The following is a 19,719-nucleotide window of genomic DNA, read 5'->3' as shown; positions in this document are numbered from 1 at the left end:
CGGGGGACACCGGGCCCGCGTCAAGCCCGGTGTCGGGATCAGGTCAGACCCTTATTCGACGGGGCATGGACCGTCCGAAGGCGCATCCGGAGCCCAGCAGGGCGCGCCGGTTTCCTGCATGATCGCCTCCAGCGCGCCTTTCTGATCGTCCAGCACGGTGCGGATGTCCTGACCGGCCAGCACGATCCGCTCGAACGCATCGGTATAGACACGGTTGAAGTCACCGCCCTTGTCGCCCAGTCCCGCGGGCAGCAGACCGGGGTTGGCATCGGCCGAGCCGCTCATCTTGGCAACCGCGTCGCCTGCGGCCTTGACGGCCGGCGGCAGGTCCGCGGGCAGGTCAACCGCGACGACCGGAAAAAAGTTCGTCGCACGCAGTGTGGCGATCTGGGTTTCCGGCTTCATCATGTAGGCGACCAGAGCTTTGGACGCTTCCATGTCCGGTGCGGTTTTGGGGATCGCAACACCAGCCAGAACCGGCATGAAGCCGCGCCCGGTCGGGCCCGCCGGGGCCGGGAAGGCCACGAAGTCATCAGGCCGCTCGTTGAAGGCCTGCGCCAGACGCGAGGTGTGGTCGAACACGATCCAGGCATCGCCCGAAAGCAGCTGTTCCTGCATGAACGAGAAATTGGTCGAGGCCGGGTTGGTATGTGCCCAAAGCTCGCGGAATTTTTCCCACGCGGTTACGGCTTCATCGCTGGCAAAGGTCCGCACCACGCCGTTCGTATAGGACGGGTACAGATAACCCTGGAAGAAGCGGTGCTTCAGGCCCTTGGGTCCGGCCGGAAAGCCGAATTTCGGCTCGCCCGCAGCCTCATGCGCGTTGGCGGCCCATTCGATCAACTGGTCATAGGTCAGCGCATTGATGTCGGCACCTTCGGGCAGGTACTGCAGCGCCTCCTTGTTGGCCGCCATGATATAGCTGGCCTGCATCCAGGGGATGTATTGCAGGCTGTTAGTACCCAGCTTGGCCAGTTCGTTGAACGTGTCCGAGGCCGAAGCGATACCCAGATTATCCAGATCGACCAGATCATCGGGGTTCATTGCCGAGAAGTCGCCATGCAGCGCGCCCAGCACGCCGATCGTGCCCGAGCCGGCCTGCAATTCGGCCTGCAGACGCGTCAGCCAGGGGCCGCCGTCATTGGGCTGGTAGTCCACGCCACCCTCGAAGCCTGAAAGAACCTGTTCGCGCATGGCCTGCGCCTCTTCGACCGGCTTGGCCTGCGTCGACCAGAACAGAACCTCGGCCTGCGCCACGTTTGTGGCCAGGGCCAGAACAAGGCCGGATGCGGCACCGACCAGCTTGGATTGAATTGACATGGACTCCTCCCAGAGTTTCGATTGGGCCTTTCGCCCGTTCTGCCTGGTGGGGTCGGTTTGCTGTGCGTGTCGAGCAGCGACTCACCCCAAGCGATGCAGTCAGCATGGTATAACGATATATCTTACGTCAACGAATTTTTTCCAATCGGTTGACCCGATGTTTTGAAGTTCGCAGGAATTGCACGTTGCAATACCCATGCGGGTTGGGCATTTTGATGATGCAACGTTATACCCGAAGTCCGAGAAATGCCCGCCAAACCTACCCTCGCCAGTGTCGCCAAAGCTGCCGGAGTTTCGATTCCGACAGTCAGCCAGGTGATGCGCGGCACCGGACGGATTTCCGAGCAGACCCGCAAGAAAGTGCTGCAGGCGGCCGAGGCCTTGCACTATGTCACTGACTCGCGCGCGGCGTCGATGCGGTCGGGCGAGAACCGGGAAATCGGGTTCGTTCTGAACCAGTTCGCAAACCCGTTCAACGCCGAAGTGGTCAGTGGTGCGGTCGAGTTGCTGGAGGCCGAGGGGTATCTGGTTTCTATCCTGGATACACGCGACGACGCGGACCGTCAGGGCAGGCAACTTCGGGATTTCATCCGCAACGGGCGCGGCGCCCTGCTGTGGGTACCTGCGCTGGAAACCAGCGCGCAGACGCTGGACCTGCTGCGCACCCATCGGGTTCCCACGGTGACCTTTCTGCGTCACATCAGCCCCGATTTCGACCATGTCGGCATCCGCAATGCTGAGGCGACCGAAACGGCCACGCATCATCTGGCCGACCTGGGCCACAGGCACATCGCGTTTTTCGGCGGCACCGGCATGAACCCGGTCCGCAAGGACCGGATCGCCGGGTATCAACGCGCCGTTCAGGCCAGATCGCTGGCCGCGCCTGTCATCTGGCCCTCGCCCGATACTAAGCGCGCGGGGATGGAGCAGATGCTGAAGCTGCGCGACGCCCATCCCGAGGTGACCGCCATCGTCTGCAACGGCGACATGGTCGCCCTAGGTGCCTGTTACGGGTTGATGCGCGCCGGCCTGGAGCCCGGGCGCGACGTGTCGATCATCGGATTTGACGATACCGAGGATGCCTCGGTCGCGATCCCGGCCCTCAGCACCATGGCGGTTTCGCCCAAAAAGCTGGGCCGCAGACTGGCACGAACCTTGCTGGACCGGATCAATGATCCGGACATGCCTGCCACCGTTTCCGAGGTCTCGGCCCGCTTCATCGCCCGCGAAACCACCGGGCCGGTCGCCTAGAAGCATTAGACCGATCCGAACGCGAACACTTCCCGGCTTTGAACTGCAGCAATGATCGAGACATCCGCAGCCTTCAGGTCGCCTTACACCAGATCCCGAGGGGTTTTGCCGGCAAAGAAAGCGTCCAGATTGTCGAGAGCACGAAACCCCATCGCATCGCGCGTCGTGGTCGTGGCGCTTCCGATATGCGGGAGCATGAAGATGTTTTCGTACGGCGCAAAACCCGGGTTTCCGCACGGTTCGGTTGCAAAGCAATCAAGTCCGGCCGCCGCCAGCTTGCCGCTTTTGATCGCGTTCAGCAGGGCATCCTCATCCACCAGCGCGCCGCGCGCCGAATTCACAAGCACGGCGCCATCCGGCAAAGCGGCAACCCGCTCGGCGTTCATCAGGTTCGTGGTGTCCGGCGTCGCGGGGCAATGCAAGGACAGGAAATCCGCAACAGGTAGCAAGCTGTCGAGGCTGGCATGATAGATTGCGCCCTGCTCCAGGTCCGGTGACAAGCGCGTGCGGTTGAAATAGTGGATTTGCATGTCGAATCCGCGGGCCTTGGCTGCAAAAGCCCGCCCAACGCGCCCCATACCGATGATCCCCAGGCGGGCCCCGGTCACCTGTTTGCCCACCATGAACGACGGGCTCCAGTTGTTCCATCCGCCGCTACGAACCAACCGGTCCCCCTCTACCGCACGGCGGGCAGCCCCAAGCATCAACAGCATCGCCAGCTCGGCCGTGGCGTCCGAGAGAACGTCCGGGGTGTTGGTCACCACGATTCCACGGGCGGCCAGCGCTGCCAGATCGCAATGATCGACACCCACCGAGTGGTTGGCGATGATCTTCAGCCGCGGATCCAACTGGGCCACTACCTCGGCAGTGAAATGCTCGGAATGGCAGGGCATCATCGCATCGACCTGCGCACTCATCCTGATGATATCGTCGGCTGTGCCGGGTGTGTCCGCGTCGTTCAGCACCACCTCATAGTCGCGTCGCGCCCGAGCGATCGTTGCATCAGACACACGGCGCGGAAGCCACAGGACGGGTTTGTCGCTCATGGCGTCAGTCCTTCTTGATGGCATCTTCCCAGAAGTTGTACAGCGCCAGCGCGATCACGAAGATCGCGATCACCAGAAACGGAAACCCGCCCCAAAACCCGGCAAACCCGGTCGAGATGCTGTGGGCAAGGCCCAGAACAAAGGCCATCATCAACCCGGTTCCGATCACGGCCATGATTATGTTCGTCAAGCGCGACATGATTTCATACTCCTGTTTCTGGCCCGGCGGCGAGTTGGCGCTGCAACCAAGCGGCTGTGCGCAGAAGCCTGTCATCCTCTTCGGCGGCCCCAACCAACTGGACCCCGACCGGGAGGTCATTTTCACCAACCAGCAAGGGAAGGCTCAGACAGGGCAGGCCGGCCAGCGTCCACGTCAGGCAAAACACGGAATCGCCGGTATGGCCGGCGCTGAGCAGGGGCGCCTGCCCCGTTGCCGCCGGTGCGATGACCGCATCGTAATCGTTGAAAAAGTTTGCGAAAAACTCCTGAGCCGAGGCCATGATGCCCAAGGCATCTTCGTATTGCGCCGCACTGATCTTCTGGCCCCGGATGATGGCCTCGTGCATCTCGGCGCTGATCCTGTCGGGATCGCTTGCGGCAATCTCGGCCATGTTCTGGCTGATCTCATGGTCGTAGATCACTTTATGAACGTTTACCAGATCAGCCAGCTGTGCCGAGGCCGAAATGCGTTCGACGCGCCCGTCGAGGGCGTCGACGACGGCGTTCAGGCCTTCGGCCGCATCTTCGTCAAGACGGTCGTTGAAGGGAAAGTCCAGCCACACAAAATCAGGCTCGACCGGGGCTTCGGCCCTCGCGCCGGCCAGCATCTCGCCGCGCGGTCGGGCAAAGCTGGCGGGGTCGGTCTGGTCATAGCCGGACACCGCGTCGATCAACAGCGCTGCATCTTCGAGCGAGTTGGCAAAGCCGCCGATCTGATCGAGCGAGACCGAGGTGCGGAACACACCGCTACGCGAGATCGTGCCACGGGTGGGCTTGATGCCGAAGACCCCGCAGAACGAGGCGGGACGAATCACCGATCCACCTGTCTGCGTTCCAATCGCCAGCGGCACATGCCGCGCAGCCACGGCGGCGGCCGAACCGCTGGATGAACCGCCCGGTGAACGGGTGGGATCAAACGGGTTGGTCGTGTCGGTCGGGTGCATGAAGGCAAATTCAGTGGTTTTTGTTTTGCCCAAGATCACCGCACCGGAGTCGCGCAGACGTTCGACCAACCGCGCGTCGGCATCAGGTTGGCGACCGGCGAACACCGCGCTGCCCCGTTGGGTCGGCATGTCGCGGGTGTCCACGATATCCTTCAGGCCAACCGGAACGCCATGCAGTTTTCCAGTCGGTCGCCCGGCTTTGCGAATGCGGTCCAATTCCCGCGCCTGATCCAGCGCCGATCCCGCATCCAGATAAGCCCAGGCGCGGATCGCCGGCTCAGTCTGTTCGATCCTTTCAAGGCAGGCCTCGACCAATGCCTGTGACGTGATCCGGCCTGCTCGGATGGCATCGGCGGCGTGAACCGCCGAAAGCAGGGTCAGGTCGTGTTTCGTCATGGCACCCACACACCGAACAGATAGTCCGGGAACCACAACGCAATGCCCGGAAACTGGTACATCAGCACCATGCACAGGATCACGATCGCCAGATAGGGCATCAGCCCGCGGAAGATCTCCATCAGTTCGATCTGCGACTTCAGAACCCCCTTCAGGTAATAGGCTGACATCGCCATTGGCGGGGTCAAGAAAGAGGTTTGAAGGTTCAGGGCAACGAGCATCGCAAAGAAATACGGGTTCACCCCAAAGGTCTCGAGCATCGGCAGGAAAATCGGCACGAAGATGATCAGGATCTCGGACCACTCCAGCGGCCAGCCGAGCAGAAAGATGATCAACTGCGCCAGAACCAGGAACTGCCAAGGCTGCAGGTTCATGCCAACGACCCAGTGTTCGATGACGTCATGCCCCCCGAGATAGGAAAACACGGACGCGAAAGTCCACGATCCGACGAACAGCCAACAGACCATCGCCGTCGCCTTGGCGGTCAGAAAGACGCTTTGCTTGACTTTATCCCAGGTCAGGGACCGATAGATCATGGCCAGAACCAACCCGCCGAGCGCACCCATCGCAGCCGCCTCGGCTGGAGTTGCAAGCCCGCCCAGGATCGAGCCGAGGACCAGCAATATCAGCACGGTCAGCGGCACGAAGGAAACCAAGAGATCCATATAGATCTGACGTTTGGGCGGGATGTCCCTCTCGGCCGGCTTTGGGGCCAGCGACGGGTTCAGCCATACCCGCACCATCACGTAAACGATGTACAATCCTGCCAGCATCAGGCCGGGAAATACGGCGGCGGCATAGAGGCGCAGTGGTGACAACTCTGCGATTGCCGCATAGACGATCAACATGATCGATGGCGGGATCAGAATTCCGAGCGTTCCGCCGGCACAAATGACGCCGGCCGCAAAGCTGCGCTGGTATCCGGCATTGGCCATCGCCGGATAGGCCAAAAGACCCATCAGCGTGACCACTGCCCCAACGATCCCCGACGCGGTCGAAAACACCGCGCAAGTCATCAGAGCAGCGATTGCCAGCGACCCCGGCAGGTTTCGAGCCGCCATATACAGCGAGAAGAACAATCGGTCGACGATATTGGCCCGTTCAACCACGTATCCCATGAACAGGAACAAAGGGATGGCGACCAGCGTGTCATTTTCCATCACCGAATAGGTGTTCTGGTTCAGCAAGTAGAATATGTTGTTGTTGAAGATGTCCGAAATGGTTTCGGGGGCGGATTGGTAGTATGCATAGTACCCAAAACCCACGCCCATCGCCAAAAGCGTGAACGCGATCGGAAAGCCCAGCAGTACCAGTACGATGAACAGGCTGAGCATCAGGATGGCGACTTGAGGATCAGTCATCGCTGCGCCCTCCTTTCTCGGTACGGGTCGCATTCAGACGGTCGATGGTTTCGTCCATCAGCATGTCTTCGGTTTCACGGACATCATCCAGACGCGGCAGCCATTCGCCATCGCGCATGGCCAACCAACACCGGCCCATCTCGGCCAGGCCCTGGACCATCAGCAAAAAGCCCGCAAGCGGGATCAGGGTTTTGAAGAAATAGATCTGAATCCGCGCGGGGCTGTTCCAGCTCACTTCCTTGTAGCGCCAGCTGTCGGCTGCGATTTCCCAGCCGTACCAGAACAGGGCAAACATACCCGGGAAAAAGAACAGGATGTACAGAACGAAATCGACCCGCGCCTGCCAGCGGACGGAAAACAGTCTGTAAAGGACGTCGCCCCGGACATGCGCGTCCTGGGCCAACGCATAGGCGCCTGCCATCAGAAACAGCGCGCCATACATCTGTACCATCATGTCGAACGCCCATACGGTCGGGCTGTTGAGCACATAGCGCACGAAGACTTCGTACGATACAGAAAGCGTCAATATCAGAATGCACCACCCGAAGGCCTTGCCGACCCATTGGCTCAGCCCTTCGATGGCGTGGATTGTCTTGATCAAGGTCCGTCCCTCGCCTGTTCTACCCCGTATTAGGATGCCGCGCGCGGGGCGCGACCTCCTTTGGTGCTACTGACGTCGTTGGTCAGCTGAAGTAGTGCTTGTAGGCCAGCTTGTAGTCGGGCTGGTTCAGGTTCAGATAGTTCATGACCGTCTTGGCATAGGCCTTCTGGCTTTCGATGACCTTGGCAAAGAACGGGTCCTCGCCTGAAATCCGCTCGACCACCACGTCCCACGCATCCAGCTGCGCCTGCATGACGCTGTCGGGCGTACGATAGACGTTCACGCCCTGCTCTTCGGCCAGCTTTACCAGATCTTCCGAGTAGCGCTTGGTGTTGTGCCAATAGAAGTTCGAGTTCTCGGCCTCGGAGGCGTATTTCAGAATTGCCTGAAGCTCGGGCGACAGGGCGTTGTACTTGTCCTTGTTGAACGTGACCTCAAAGAATTCCTGGCTCTGGTGGAACGAGGCCAGATGGTAATGCTTCGAGACGTCCTGCATGCCAAAGTCGCGGTCTGATGTCGGGTTGTTGAACTCGGCCGCGTCGATCAGGCCCGACTTCATCGCAGGCTGAATCTCGCCACCCGGCAACTGCACCACAGACATGCCCATTTCCAACAGAACATCCGCCGCCAATCCGACGGTCCGGTATTTCAGACCGTTCATCTGGTCGGCGCTGGTGATCTGCTCTTTGAACCACCCCAGCGGCTGCGCCGGCATGGGCGAGTTGAAGAACGACACGACGTTCAGACCCAAGTTGGCCATCAATTCGTCGAACAGTTCCTGACCGCCGCCGTAATAGACCCAGCCCAGAACTTCTTGGCTGGACCAGCCAAAACAGGGGCCAGTCCCAAACAGCGAGGCCGTTTTGGATTTCGAATACCAATAGGCCGGCACGTAATGGGCCGCGTCCAGAACACCGCGGTGAACCGCGTCCTGCATCTGGCTGGTCTTCACGACCGAGTTCACGGGCAGCAGTTCGATTGTCAGGCGGCCTCCCGTCATCTCGTTGACACGGTTCACATAGGATTGAGCATTTTCAAGAAAGATACCGCCGCCCCAGGCCGCCTGCATCTTGAGTGTGGTTCCCTCCTGCGCGTGTACGGCGGGTGCCGCAAGCGCACCTGCGCCCACAACGGCCGACCCGCGCAGAAAATTTCTGCGGTTCAAAGATTTTGTCATGTTTCCTCCCTTGGTTGGGCACTGACCGTTTGCGCGGTGCTGGCTCCGATCCGCCCTCCTGCGGATGCCTCAACGATAAGCCAGAATCCCATTTTTTCAAAAGATTTTGGAAATACCTGAAAAAAAGGCAGAAAAAATCGCATAACATTATGTTTTTGAACACTATTATATTTTTCATTTTTTTAATGTGCTCTGGCCGCTAAGTTAAAGGGACACGAATTTGACGAATTGATGCTTGGATTTCCATGACCGAACAAACGCCCGCCGCGCGCCGAGGACGTCCGCGCAGGAAATCTCCGATGGAAACGAACGATGTCTCGCCGGTGATGGCGCTGGACCGCGGACTGCGTATCTTTTCGTGTTTGGCGGACATGCGCCGGGCGTCGCTTTCGGCGATTTCGACCGAGACCGGAATTCCGGCGCCAACTGTGCACAGGGCTTTGGCAACACTCCAAAATCGGGGTTTGGTGTCCCAGGACGGGACAGACGGAATGTGGCGCATCGGGCCACAGGCATACCGGATCGGCAACGCGTTTGAGCCCGGCTCGAACCTTCTTGAAATCGCACCGCCCGTCATGCGCACCCTCGCGGCGGAGACAGGCGAAACCGCCAATCTGGCCATCGAGAACGGAGGAGCGTTGCTGTACCTGGTTCAAGTCGAATCGGACAACCCGATCCGCGCCTCGATAAAGAACGGTACCACCACCAAGTTTCACACATCGGGTGTTGGCAAAATAATAATGGCACACATGGACCCCGGTCGTCTTGAGACCCTACTGCGCAAGTCGAAACTCGAGGCCCAGACACCGAAATCAATCACCGATGTCGCGCAATTGAAGCACGAACTGCAAAGATGCAGGGCACAAGGCTGGGCGATTGACGATGAAGAGCGCTTTCTGGGTATGCGTTGTATTGCGGCACCCATTTTCGATGTTTTGGGGCGCGTGATTGCCGGCCTGTCCATTTCCGGGCCCACAACCCGTTTTTCGGACGCCCAGCTTGAGGCGATGGCTGCTCGCGTCACGCGCGCCGCAGCCCAGATCTCCAACGGTTTGCAACAATCCCCCGAGGCATAGCGCCAGTCAGGTTTCACCGCCTGGTAATGTTTCGGTCCATTTCCGCAGCTCGTCTAGAAAACCGAGTGCAGTGCGCCCCAAATCCGTAACGGAATATTGCACCGAAACCGGCGAGGTTTCGAGCACTTGGCGGTGAACCAGCCCTTGTTGCTCCAATTGCCGCAGGCGTTCGGCGATCATCTTTTTGCTGGCCCCACCGATCATCCGCGAAAGGTCATTGAACCGCACCGGCTCGTCTTTGAGGTGCCATAAGATTGACCCGGTCCACTTGCCGCCGATGATCCGCATGCCGCGTTCGATGGGGCATGGTTCGCGGCACGCATCCACCGCTTGCCGCTTGCCTTGGTCATCCTGTTCGATACGGGCACGCATCGCCTCCTCCAATCCAGTAGGTTACAAAAAGTAAACTGGTTGCAATTCCTCACTACCGTTCTCAAGTTCGGTTTCACCCCGGCCGAAGTCAAGGGGCAAGCAGTTTCAAAACCAAGGATATGAAGATGAGCAAGATCCTGATCGTGAACGGTACGCAGCCTTACGAGTTCGCACCTGGCCGCCTGAATGCGTCGCTGGTGCAACGGGCGCAGGACGCACTGGCCGGTATGGGCCACGAGGTGCGTATGACCACGGTTGCCGAAGGGTACGACATCAACACCGAGATCGACGCGCATGTCTGGGCGGATGTGGTCATCATGCAGTTTCCGGTGAACTGGATGGGTGTACCGTGGGTGTTCAAGAAATACATCGACGAGGTCTACACCGCGGGCATGGACGGCCGGTTGCTGGCCGGCGACGGCCGGACCGCCGAGGCGCCCAAGGCCAACTATGGCACCGGTGGCCTGCTGCACGGAACGAAATACATGCTGTCGGTCACCTTCAACGCCCCGCGTGAGGCGTTCGACAAACCGGCCGAGCCGTTCTTTGCCGGGGCCAGCGTCGACGACCTGCTGTGGCCCATGCACCTGAACGCCAAGTTTCTGGCGATGCAGCCTTTGCCCACCTTCGCGGCCTTCGACGTGATGAAGAACCCCCGGATAGAACAGGATTTCCAGAGGTTCGACGCGCATCTGAAAGAGCATTTCGAGGAGATTGCGCATGTCGCGGCCTGACATTCACCTGTACACCGCGGCCACGATGAATGGCTACAAACCGGTGATCTTCTTGGAAGAGGCAGGCGTGCCCTACGACCTAACCCCCATCGACTTTTCCAAACAGGAACAAAAGACGCCGGCGTTCTTGTCGCTGAACCCCAACGGCAAGATTCCTGTGATCGAGGACCGAGAAGAAGGACGGGCGATTTTCGAAAGCGGCGCAATCCTGTGGCACCTCGCGCAGAAATACGGTCGATTCCTGCCCTCTGACCCCGTGCAGCAGTCCGAGGTGATGCAATGGATGCTGTTCCAGGTCGGACATGTGGGTCCGATGATGGGCCAGGCGATGTATTTCCAGCATATTGCCGCCCCCAACGGCCATACCGAACCGTTCTCGATCCGCCGCTACGTGGACGAAAGCCGCCGCCTGATGGAGGTGATGAATGATCGCCTGAATGGGCGCGACTGGATCGCGGCGGGGCAATATACGATCGCGGACATGATGCTGTACCCCTGGGCGCGGGCCTATGTCTGGGCAAGGGTTCAGGTCGATGACCTTCCGCATCTGAACGCATGGTTCGACCGCATCGACGCCCGGCCCGCAGTTCAGAAGGCGCTGACCATTCCCAAGGCCAATCCTCAGTTCTGGGATGCCTCGGCTGATGCCAGTGCCTTTGCGCGGGAAAACGCCGCGCGGTTTGCTGGCGACGTGAAAAAAGACTGAGGCCGCGGCCCGGGCGCCCCAGCCTGGGCCCGCACCACGGCGCGTTAGGCCCGCACCGCCCGAGCGCAGCTCGATGGCTGCGTGGACGCTTTACTCGGTTGTCAAAAGCGGTCAGTCTGAACCATCGGCGCGCCGGGTGATCCCCGCGGATCGCGCTGTCACGTCATTGTCGTCATTAACGTTCAGATGATGCGTCGACCAATTTATTTCGAGAGGTGCTTCATGACCCTATCCAGCAAATTCGCGATGTCGCGGCGTCAATTCCTGGCCACCACCACGGCTGGCGTCGCCATGGTTTCCCTGCACCCGTTTTCCGCCGCCGCCGCAAGCAATCAGGCGCATCTGCGGATCATGGAAACGACCGACATTCACGTTCACGTCTTTCCCTATGACTACTACGCCGACAAGCCGCGCGATACGGTAGGTCTGTCGCGCGCGGCCTCGATCATCAACCAGATCCGGGCCGAGGCCACAAACTCGATGCTGGTCGACAATGGCGACTTTCTTCAGGGCAACCCGATGGGCGACTACATCGCCTACGAGCGTGGCATGAACGATGGCGACACCCACCCGATCATCAACGCGTTCAACACGTTGGGTTATGATGCCGCGACGCTGGGCAACCACGAGTTCAACTATGGCCTGAGCTTTCTGGAAAAATCGCTGGCCGGGGCGCAGTTCCCGATCGTGCTGGCAAATATCGCCAAGGAACAGGGTGCAAATCCGCGCGCAGACAAGACGCTGGTGCAGCCCTATGTCATCCTCGACCGCGAGATCGAGCTGGGCGATGGCAGCAAGCAGCCGATCCGCATCGGCGTCATCGGCTTCACCCCGCCGCAGGTCATGAACTGGGACCGCCGCCACCTGGAAGGCAACGTGCAGGCCCGCGACATCGTCGAGACCGCCAAAGCCTTTGTGCCCGAGATGAAAGAGCAGGGCTGCGATCTGATCCTGGCCCTGTCGCATTCGGGCATCGGCGCGGCCGATCACGCGGACGGGATGGAGAACGCCTCGGTCCCGCTGGCCGGCGTCGATGGCATCGATGCGCTGGTGACCGGGCACAACCACCTGGTCTTCCCCTCGCCCACCTTCGCCGACCGTGCCGGCGTTGACGTGGACAAGGGCACGCTGATGGGCAAGCCGGCCGTCATGGGCGGGTTCTGGGGGTCGCATCTGGGCGTGCTTGACCTGCTGCTGCAACGCGACGGAAACGAATGGCGCGTGGTCACCACCACCTCCGAGGCCCGGCCGATTTCGAAGCGCAACGAAGACCGCTCGATCACCGCGCTGGTCAAGGACGACCCCAAGGTGCTGGCCTCGGTCGCGCAGGATCACGATGAAACGCTGGCCTATGTGCGCCGCGCGGTGGGCAAGACCTCGGCCCCGCTGCACAGCTATTTCGCGCTGGTGGCCGACGACCCCTCGGTCCAGATCGTGTCGATCGCGCAAAAATGGTATATCGAAGAGATGCTGAAAGGCACCGAGCATGAGGGCCTGCCGATCCTGTCGGCCGCGGCACCTTTCAAGGCCGGTGGCCGGGGCGGCCCCGAATACTATACCGACGTCCCGGTGGGCGATGTGGCGATCAAGAACGTGGCCGATCTGTATCTCTATCCCAACACCGTGCGCGCGGTTCGCGTGAACGGCGCGCAATTGCGCGGCTGGCTGGAGCGTTCGGCCGGGATGTTCAACCAGATCGAGCCGGGTGCCAAGGATGCGCTGCTGCTGAACCCCGAATTCCCGTCCTACAATTTCGACGTGATCGACGGTGTGACCTATCAGATCGACCTGTCTCAGCCCTCGCGCTTTGGCCCAAAGGGCGAAGAGGTCAACCCCGACGCAGCGCGCGTCGTGAACTTGCAGTTCAACGGTGCTCCGGTGACCGACGACATGGAGTTCATCATTGCCACCAACAACTACCGCGCTTCGGGCGGCGGATCCTTCCCGGGCGCGATGGGCGACACCATCGTGTTCGAGGCCCCCGACACCAACCGCGACGTGATCGTGCGCTATATCGTCGAGCAAGGCACGATCGACCCCAAGGCCGACGGCAACTGGTCCTTCGCACCGCTGGGCGACACCACAGTTCTGTTTGAAACCGGCCCCAAAGCGCGTGATTACATCAGCGACGTCAAAGGGTTGGCGCTGGAAGACGCAGGCGACGGGGCCGACGGTTTCGCGGCCTTCCGCATCACGCTCTGACCGGCGACAGACACCGGATCGGGCGGCCAAACTGGCCGCCCTTTTCTTTTGGTTTGAGGCCGAGGACCGGATTATCACCCGCATTGGCGAAGTGATTATTCTTCGGGCGACAGGGGAAATAGTGCCCAGAAAATGGGCTAACGAGTATTCTGGCCCAATTGCCTCTGCCGGGCTGCGCTGACTCGAGGAAATGGCTGTGGTGCTTTCGCATCCGACAGTCCTCTCGCCCGGAGTTTCCAATTACTTCTTTGTCCGCAATAACGCCCGCGCAAGCGATCGCCGCGCCTCCCCGTGCCGTCGGGCGGGGCGTGGTGTCCGTGGTTGGGCGCGCTGGCCGGACCGAGTTGCAGGACCTGCGCCAGCAAGGGTCGCTGAAGTTGCTGTTTCCACGGCGCGATGGCGCTGACATGCAGGCCGTGCTGGTCAATACCGCCGGCGGCGTCACCGGCGGAGACAGATTTGACCTGTCTGCCACCGCAGGGGCAGGTTCGCGTCTGACCATAACCACGCAGGCGGCCGAGCGCGCTTATCGCGCGTCCGGAGCAGCTCCGGGCCAGATTCGGACACATCTGACCGTGGCTACGGGCGGCCAGTTGAACTGGCTGCCGCAGGAAACCATCCTGTTCGATGGTTGCGCGATCGACCGCCGCCTGCGTGTCGATCTGGCCCCCGATGCCAGCATACTGCTGGTGGAATCCCTGATCTTCGGCCGCGCGGCGATGGGCGAGCAGGTCACATCGGCCCACTTCCAAGACCGCATCGAAATCTGGCGCGCGGGCCGACTGGCGCATCTGGACGCGCTGCGTTTGACCGGTGATCTGGCGGCGGAAATGGCCCGGCCGGGCGTTGGCGACGGCGCCGGCGCACTCAGCAGCCTGATACTGATCCGCCCGGATGCCGCTGCGCATCTGGACCCGATCCGCGCGGCCTTGCCTGACACCGGCGGCGTCAGCCTCGTGGGTGATGACATGCTGTTGATGCGCCTGCTGGCGCCCGACGGTTTCGCGCTGCGCCAGACCCTTGTGCCGATCCTGAACCGCCTGACCCGCAATTCCCTGCCAAGACCCTGGATGATCTGACATGCAACTCTCGCCGCGTGAAAAAGACAAACTGCTGATCGCCATGGCCGCCGAGGTGGCGCGCAAGCGCCTGGCCCGGGGCGTGCGTCTGAACTACCCCGAGGCCATCGCGCTGATCACCGATGCCGTGGTCGAGGGCGCCCGCGACGGCCGCTCGGTCGCCGACATGATGGAGGCCGGCGCGCAGGTCCTCACCCGCGACCAGTGCATGGACGGCATCCCCGAGATGATCCACGAGGTGCAGGTCGAGGCGACGTTTCCCGACGGCACCAAGCTGGTCACCGTGCACAACCCCATCCGCTGAAGGAGATGACGATGAAATACCTGGGTTTCCTGCCCTTCGCCCTGATGGCCGCACCCGCGCTGGCGCATGACGGGCCGCACCTGCACCCGCATGACTCGGGCACTTGGCTGGTGCTGGTCCTGCTGCTGGCGATCGGCGGCGTCGCATTCTGGCTGAAGGCGCGCAAATGATCCCCGGTGAGGTCATCACTGCCCCCGGCGAAATCGAGCTGAACGCGGGCGCGACGGCGATCACACTGATGGTGGCCAATACCGGTGACCGGCCTGTACAGGTGGGCTCGCACTATCATTTCGCCGAAACCAATCCGGCGCTGGACTTCGACCGGGCCGCTGCCCACGGCATGCGGCTGGACATCGCCGCCGGAACCGCCGTGCGTTTCGAACCCGGCCAGCGGCGCGAAGTGCAGCTGATCCCGATCGGCGGCGCGCGGCGCGTGTTCGGGTTCAACGGCGCAGTCATGGGAGACCTCTGATGCCAGCCCAGATCAAACGTTCCGACTATGCCGCCATGTACGGCCCCACCAAGGGCGACAAGGTGCGGCTGGCGGATACCGACCTGATCATCGAGGTCGAGCGCGACCTGACCACATATGGCGAAGAGGTAAAGTTCGGCGGCGGCAAGGTGATCCGCGATGGCATGGGCCAGTCTCAGGCAACCCGCGCCGAAGGGGCGGTGGACACCGTGATCACCAATGCGCTGATCGTTGACTGGACGGGCATCTACAAGGCGGATGTGGGCCTGAAGGACGGACGCATCGCCCGGATCGGGAAGGCGGGCAACCCCGACACGCAGCCCGGCGTCGATATCATCGTCGGCCCCGGCACCGAGGCCATCGCCGGCGAGGGCCGCATCCTGACCGCCGGCGGGTTCGACAGCCACATTCATTTCATCTGCCCGCAACAGATCGAGGATGCGCTGCATTCCGGCCTGACCACCATGCTGGGCGGCGGCACCGGCCCGGCGCATGGCACGCTGGCCACCACCTGCACACCCGGCCCCTGGCATATCGGACGCATGTTGCAGGCGGCCGATGCTTTTCCGATGAACCTGGCCTTTGCGGGCAAGGGCAACGCCTCGCAGCCGGCTGCTCTGCGCGAACAGGTCCTGGCCGGGGCCTGCGCCCTGAAGCTGCACGAGGACTGGGGCACCACCCCTGCGGCCATCGATTGCTGCCTGTCGGTGGCCGACGAGATGGACGTGCAGGTGATGATCCACACCGATACGCTGAACGAAAGCGGATTCGTCGAAAACACCGTGGCCGCCATGAAAGGCCGCACGATCCACGCCTTCCACACCGAGGGCGCGGGCGGTGGCCACGCCCCCGACATCATCAAGATCTGCGGCGAAACGCATGTGCTGCCCTCCTCGACCAACCCGACCCGGCCCTTTACGGTGAACACGGTCGAAGAGCATTTGGACATGCTGATGGTCTGCCATCACCTCGACAAATCCATCCCCGAGGACGTGGCCTTTGCCGAGAGCCGCATCCGGCGCGAGACCATCGCGGCCGAGGACATTCTGCACGACATGGGCGCCTTCAGCATCATCGCGTCCGACAGTCAGGCGATGGGCCGCGTGGGTGAGGTGCTGATCCGCACATGGCAGACCGCCGACAAGATGAAGAAACAACGCGGGCGCCTGCCTGAAGAAACGGGCGAAAACGACAATTTCCGCGTGCGCCGCTATATCGCGAAATACACGATCAACCCGGCCATCGCGCACGGGCTGGGTACCCATATCGGCAGCATCGAGGAGGGCAAACGCGCCGATCTGGTGCTGTGGAACCCCGCCTTTTTCGGCGTGAAGCCCGAGATGGTTTTGCTGGGCGGCACCATCGCCTGTGCGCAGATGGGCGATCCGAACGCCTCGATCCCCACGCCTCAGCCGGTCTATTCCCGGCCGATGTGGGGGGCTTATGGCCGCTCGGTCGAGCAGGGCGCGGTGACCTTCGTGTCGGAAGCCGCGCAAGAGGACGGCATCGCCGCGCGTCTGGGCCTAGCCAAGCAGACCGTCGCCGTGCGCAACACCCGCGCGATCGGCAAGCGCGATCTGCGACTGAACGATGCCTTGCCCGAAATCGACGTGAACCCCGAAACCTACGAGGTACGCGCCGACGGTGAATTGCTGACTTGCCAACCCGCCGAAACCCTGCCCATGGCGCAACGCTATTTCCTGTTCTGAAAAGGGATGCCCTCGATGCTTGCCACATCACAGAAAATCCGCCGCAACGGTCAGTGGGACGAAACCCATGGCACCGTGACGCTGAACTACGAAGACCGCTTTCTGCGCCGCCGGATGCTACGCACCACCCAGAACGAGGAGTTCCTGGTGGATCTGTCGCAGACGACCTCGCTGGACGGGGGGGACGCGTTCGAACTGGCCGATGGCCGCCTGATCGAGGTGGTTGCCGCCGAAGAGGACCTGTTCGCCGTCACCGGCCCCGATCTGACTCGGCTTGCCTGGCATATCGGTAACCGCCACACCCCTTGCCAGATCGAGCCCGACCGCCTCATGATCCGCCGCGACCACGTGATCCGCGACATGCTGCTGAAGCTTGGCGCGACGGTCCAGGACATCCGCGCACCCTTCAGCCCCGAAGGCGGCGCATATGGGCACGGGCGGACGCATGGCCACAGCCACTGACCTTGATCTGCTGACGCTGACGCAGTGGCTGTCACCCGCCTACCCAGTCGGGGCTTTTGCCTATTCGCACGGTCTGGAACGTCTGGTTCAATCGGGCGCGGTGCACGATGCGGCCAGCCTGCGGGATTGGCTGCACGACGTGCTGGAATACGGTGCCGGATGGTCGGATGCCCTGTTTCTGACCGCCGCTTGGCGCGCCAAATCCGAGCTGGCCGTGGCCGAACTTGACGATATGGCCCGCGCCTTCGCCGGCCCCTTCGAGCGCAGGTTCGAGACCGCGCAACAGGGCGCTGCCTTCTGCGGTGTGACGGCAGCGGTCTGGGACATCGAACTGACGGATCTGACCTATCCCGTCGCCGTCGGCTGCGCCGCGCGCTACGCCGGTTTGCCGGTGGAACCGACCGCGCGGCTGTATTTGCATGCGTTCATCAGCAATCTTGTTTCGGCCGCGCAGCGGCTGATGCCCCTCGGCCAGACCGCTGCGCAAGGGGTAGTCCGAGACATGGCGCCCTTGTGCGCACATCAGGCGCACGCGGCGATGGAGGCCGATCTGTCCGCCCTGTCCGGCACCGCCTTTCTGGCCGAGATCGCGGCCATGCAACATGAAACTCAACAACCGAGGATATTCCGCACATGAGCAGCATGAACGGCCCTCTGCGGGTGGGCATCGGCGGCCCGGTCGGTGCGGGCAAGACCAGCCTGACCGCCGCCCTCGCCCGCGCGCTGCGCGACACCCACTCGATCGGGGTGATCACCAATGACATCTACACGCAAGAAGACGCCGAGGCGCTGATGCGCATGCAGATCCTGCCGCAGGACCGGGTGATCGGGGTGGAAACCGGAGGCTGCCCGCATACGGCGATCCGCGAGGATGCCTCGATCAATCTGGCCGCGGTGTCCGAGATGGTGCGCCGTCACCCCGAGGTCGAGATCGTCCTGATCGAATCCGGCGGTGACAACCTGTCGGCCACCTTCAGCCCGGAACTGGCCGATGTGACGATCTATGTGATCGATGTGGCCGCGGGCGAAGAGATCCCCCGCAAGGGTGGCCCCGCGATCACCCGGTCGGACATCCTGATCATCAACAAGATCGACCTTGCCCCGCATGTCGGAGCGGATCTGTCGGTGATGCAGCGCGATGCGGCCCGGATGCGCGGTGATCGGCCATTCGTATTCACCAACCTGCGGAGCGGTAGCGGAACGAGTGAAATCATCGACCTGTTGGACAAGATCGCCGGCATCGACGCCGGACGGCGTGCAACGGCTTAAGACCAGCAACGCGCCTTTGGACTCTTGCTGTTCCAGACTTAGGAACCTTGCGCGCGAAGGCCAATCCGATGTAACCGGAATCGACCACCGGCGCGGCCCCGCTGACAGCCCGGTGGGAGAAAGTTGCAGCCGGGCCGATCCTGCTTGGGGCCGCCCCATCACCTGAGGACCGCCGGTGAGCCCATTCGTCGTTGCAATCATTCTGTCGGCTGCCATCCTGCACGCCGTCTGGAACGCCATCGTCAAAACCGCGGGCGACCGGACGACCACGCTGGGCCTTGTGGCCTTCGGGCATGTGATCCCGGCCAGCGTCATGATCCTTATCCTGCCCTTTCCGGGCGGCGAAAGCTTTGTCTACATCCTTTTGTCCACGGTGGTGCATTTCGGCTATTACTACATGCTGGGCAAAGCCTATCAGCATGGGGACCTCAGCGTCGTCTACCCGATCGCGCGGGGCATCGTTCCTGCGTTGGTGGCGCTGTGGGCCTATCTTTTGCTGGATGAGGTTCTGCCCCTGCAAGCCTGGATCGGCATCGGCCTGATCGCGGTCGGCATCCAGCTCAGCAGTTGGAGCTCGCTCCGGCAAGGGGTCGGCGGCGCAGCGCTGGGGTTTGCGGTGGGTACCGGACTTTGCATCTCGGTCTATTCGGTTGTGGATGGCATCGGGGTGCGGCTGTCTGGAAACACGCTCAGCTACTGGGCTTGGGGAGCGTTTTTTCATCTGTTCATCGCCGGATTTGTGGGCCTTCGACGGCGCCAGGTTCTGGCACAGCTTCCGGTGCGCACCTGGGCGATCGGCATCCTGGGCGGTTTCGTATCGATGCTGGCCTATGGGCTGGTGCTCTATGCCAAGAATTTCGCACCGCTGGGGGCGGTCTCGGCGTTGCGGGAAACCTCGGTGATTTTTGCGGCCCTGATCGGCTTCGTCTTCCTGCACGAAGGCTATTGGGTGCGCAGGCTGGGGGCCGCAGTTCTGATGGCGGGCGGTGTGGCGCTGGTTGGGCTGTCGGGTTGAGCCG

General features: G+C 61.9%; 22 protein-coding genes. 14 read left to right on the top strand and 8 right to left on the bottom strand.

The annotated features are described in order from the left end of the window. Positions 1-51: 51 nt before the first annotated feature. On the bottom strand, positions 52-1,320 hold the full coding sequence (locus AC2FMD_RS08915; RefSeq protein ID WP_496794936.1) for an ABC transporter substrate-binding protein: 1,269 nt from the start codon (positions 1,318-1,320) through the stop codon (positions 52-54). A gap of 246 nt (positions 1,321-1,566) precedes the next feature. Here AC2FMD_RS08915 and AC2FMD_RS08910 point away from each other — a divergent pair, with 246 nt between their 5' ends. Continuing rightward, positions 1,567-2,571, top strand: a complete 1,005-nt coding sequence (locus AC2FMD_RS08910) for a LacI family DNA-binding transcriptional regulator (RefSeq protein ID WP_496685538.1) — start codon at positions 1,567-1,569, stop codon at positions 2,569-2,571. An 83-nt stretch (positions 2,572-2,654) separates the two neighbouring features. Here AC2FMD_RS08910 and AC2FMD_RS08905 read toward each other — a convergent pair whose 3' ends face one another. The 6 genes from AC2FMD_RS08905 to AC2FMD_RS08880 all read right to left on the bottom strand — a co-directional run bounded on the left by AC2FMD_RS08905 (position 2,655) and on the right by AC2FMD_RS08880 (position 8,315). Then, on the bottom strand, positions 2,655-3,617 hold the full coding sequence (locus AC2FMD_RS08905; RefSeq protein WP_496742538.1) for a 2-hydroxyacid dehydrogenase: 963 nt from the start codon (positions 3,615-3,617) through the stop codon (positions 2,655-2,657). 4 nt (positions 3,618-3,621) lie between these two features. Further along, a complete protein-coding gene (locus AC2FMD_RS08900) occupies positions 3,622-3,816 on the bottom strand; it encodes a hypothetical protein (protein ID WP_496685534.1) in 195 nt (64 codons plus the stop codon). Positions 3,817-3,820: 4 nt separating this feature from the next. Next, positions 3,821-5,176, bottom strand: coding sequence for an amidase (locus AC2FMD_RS08895; RefSeq protein ID WP_496742539.1), 1,356 nt, complete (start codon positions 5,174-5,176; stop codon positions 3,821-3,823). Continuing rightward, positions 5,173-6,537, bottom strand: coding sequence for a TRAP transporter large permease (locus AC2FMD_RS08890; RefSeq protein ID WP_496742540.1), 1,365 nt, complete (start codon positions 6,535-6,537; stop codon positions 5,173-5,175). Before AC2FMD_RS08890 ends, AC2FMD_RS08895 begins: the two co-directional genes overlap by 4 nt. Next, positions 6,530-7,138: a TRAP transporter small permease subunit gene (locus AC2FMD_RS08885; protein WP_496685530.1), complete on the bottom strand. Its 609-nt coding sequence runs from the start codon at positions 7,136-7,138 to the stop codon at positions 6,530-6,532. Before AC2FMD_RS08885 ends, AC2FMD_RS08890 begins: the two co-directional genes overlap by 8 nt. A gap of 82 nt (positions 7,139-7,220) precedes the next feature. Then, complete coding sequence (locus AC2FMD_RS08880) at positions 7,221-8,315, bottom strand: TRAP transporter substrate-binding protein (protein WP_496684525.1); 1,095 nt, start codon at positions 8,313-8,315, stop codon at positions 7,221-7,223. A 245-nt stretch (positions 8,316-8,560) separates the two neighbouring features. On the opposite strand from AC2FMD_RS08880, the gene AC2FMD_RS08875 reads away from it, so the two are divergent. Then, positions 8,561-9,391 carry an IclR family transcriptional regulator gene (locus tag AC2FMD_RS08875; protein ID WP_496685526.1) on the top strand — a complete coding sequence of 277 codons (831 nt, stop codon included), beginning with the start codon at positions 8,561-8,563 and terminating at the stop codon, positions 9,389-9,391. A gap of 6 nt (positions 9,392-9,397) precedes the next feature. Here AC2FMD_RS08875 and AC2FMD_RS08870 read toward each other — a convergent pair whose 3' ends face one another. Then, positions 9,398-9,775 carry a winged helix-turn-helix transcriptional regulator gene (locus AC2FMD_RS08870; protein ID WP_496742541.1) on the bottom strand — a complete coding sequence of 126 codons (378 nt, stop codon included), beginning with the start codon at positions 9,773-9,775 and terminating at the stop codon, positions 9,398-9,400. 113 nt (positions 9,776-9,888) lie between these two features. Between AC2FMD_RS08870 and AC2FMD_RS08865 the strand changes: the two genes are divergently transcribed. The 12 genes from AC2FMD_RS08865 to AC2FMD_RS08810 all read left to right on the top strand — a co-directional run bounded on the left by AC2FMD_RS08865 (position 9,889) and on the right by AC2FMD_RS08810 (position 19,715). After that, entirely contained in the window at positions 9,889-10,497 is a 609-nt protein-coding gene (locus AC2FMD_RS08865) for an NAD(P)H-dependent oxidoreductase (protein ID WP_496742542.1), read from the top strand. Next, the gene (locus AC2FMD_RS08860) at positions 10,484-11,203 is read left to right on the top strand and encodes a glutathione S-transferase family protein (RefSeq protein WP_496711975.1); all 720 of its coding nucleotides are present in this window, start codon (positions 10,484-10,486) and stop codon (positions 11,201-11,203) included. The genes AC2FMD_RS08865 and AC2FMD_RS08860 overlap by 14 nt, the downstream gene beginning before the upstream one ends. Positions 11,204-11,425: 222 nt before the next feature. Next, complete coding sequence (locus tag AC2FMD_RS08855; protein ID WP_496794935.1) at positions 11,426-13,405, top strand: bifunctional 2',3'-cyclic-nucleotide 2'-phosphodiesterase/3'-nucleotidase; 1,980 nt, start codon at positions 11,426-11,428, stop codon at positions 13,403-13,405. A gap of 311 nt (positions 13,406-13,716) precedes the next feature. Beyond that, positions 13,717-14,484 carry an urease accessory protein UreD gene (locus AC2FMD_RS08850; RefSeq protein ID WP_496794934.1) on the top strand — a complete coding sequence of 256 codons (768 nt, stop codon included), beginning with the start codon at positions 13,717-13,719 and terminating at the stop codon, positions 14,482-14,484. 1 nt (position 14,485) lies between these two features. After that, positions 14,486-14,788 carry an urease subunit gamma gene (locus AC2FMD_RS08845; RefSeq protein WP_496742544.1) on the top strand — a complete coding sequence of 101 codons (303 nt, stop codon included), beginning with the start codon at positions 14,486-14,488 and terminating at the stop codon, positions 14,786-14,788. 11 nt (positions 14,789-14,799) lie between these two features. Further along, the gene (locus AC2FMD_RS08840; RefSeq protein WP_496685513.1) at positions 14,800-14,958 is read left to right on the top strand and encodes a hypothetical protein; all 159 of its coding nucleotides are present in this window, start codon (positions 14,800-14,802) and stop codon (positions 14,956-14,958) included. After that, a complete protein-coding gene (locus tag AC2FMD_RS08835; RefSeq protein WP_170341542.1) occupies positions 14,955-15,260 on the top strand; it encodes an urease subunit beta in 306 nt (101 codons plus the stop codon). The genes AC2FMD_RS08840 and AC2FMD_RS08835 overlap by 4 nt, the downstream gene beginning before the upstream one ends. Further along, a complete protein-coding gene (gene ureC, locus AC2FMD_RS08830; protein ID WP_496711971.1) occupies positions 15,260-16,969 on the top strand; it encodes an urease subunit alpha in 1,710 nt (569 codons plus the stop codon). Before AC2FMD_RS08835 ends, ureC begins: the two co-directional genes overlap by 1 nt. 15 nt (positions 16,970-16,984) lie before the next feature. Continuing rightward, positions 16,985-17,431, top strand: a complete 447-nt coding sequence (locus AC2FMD_RS08825) for an urease accessory protein UreE (protein ID WP_496711970.1) — start codon at positions 16,985-16,987, stop codon at positions 17,429-17,431. Continuing rightward, the gene (locus AC2FMD_RS08820; RefSeq protein ID WP_496711969.1) at positions 17,415-18,068 is read left to right on the top strand and encodes an urease accessory protein UreF; all 654 of its coding nucleotides are present in this window, start codon (positions 17,415-17,417) and stop codon (positions 18,066-18,068) included. Before AC2FMD_RS08825 ends, AC2FMD_RS08820 begins: the two co-directional genes overlap by 17 nt. Beyond that, on the top strand, positions 18,065-18,700 hold the full coding sequence (ureG, locus tag AC2FMD_RS08815; RefSeq protein ID WP_496794933.1) for an urease accessory protein UreG: 636 nt from the start codon (positions 18,065-18,067) through the stop codon (positions 18,698-18,700). The genes AC2FMD_RS08820 and ureG overlap by 4 nt, the downstream gene beginning before the upstream one ends. Positions 18,701-18,875: 175 nt before the next feature. Continuing rightward, on the top strand, positions 18,876-19,715 hold the full coding sequence (locus tag AC2FMD_RS08810; RefSeq protein ID WP_496742545.1) for an EamA family transporter: 840 nt from the start codon (positions 18,876-18,878) through the stop codon (positions 19,713-19,715). Positions 19,716-19,719: the final 4 nt, after the last annotated feature.

It is taken from the genome of Ruegeria sp. BHSC276, from assembly GCF_059612945.1.
Note: the sequence above shows the minus strand (reverse complement) of the source record. Positions and strands in the feature narration are given on the sequence as shown.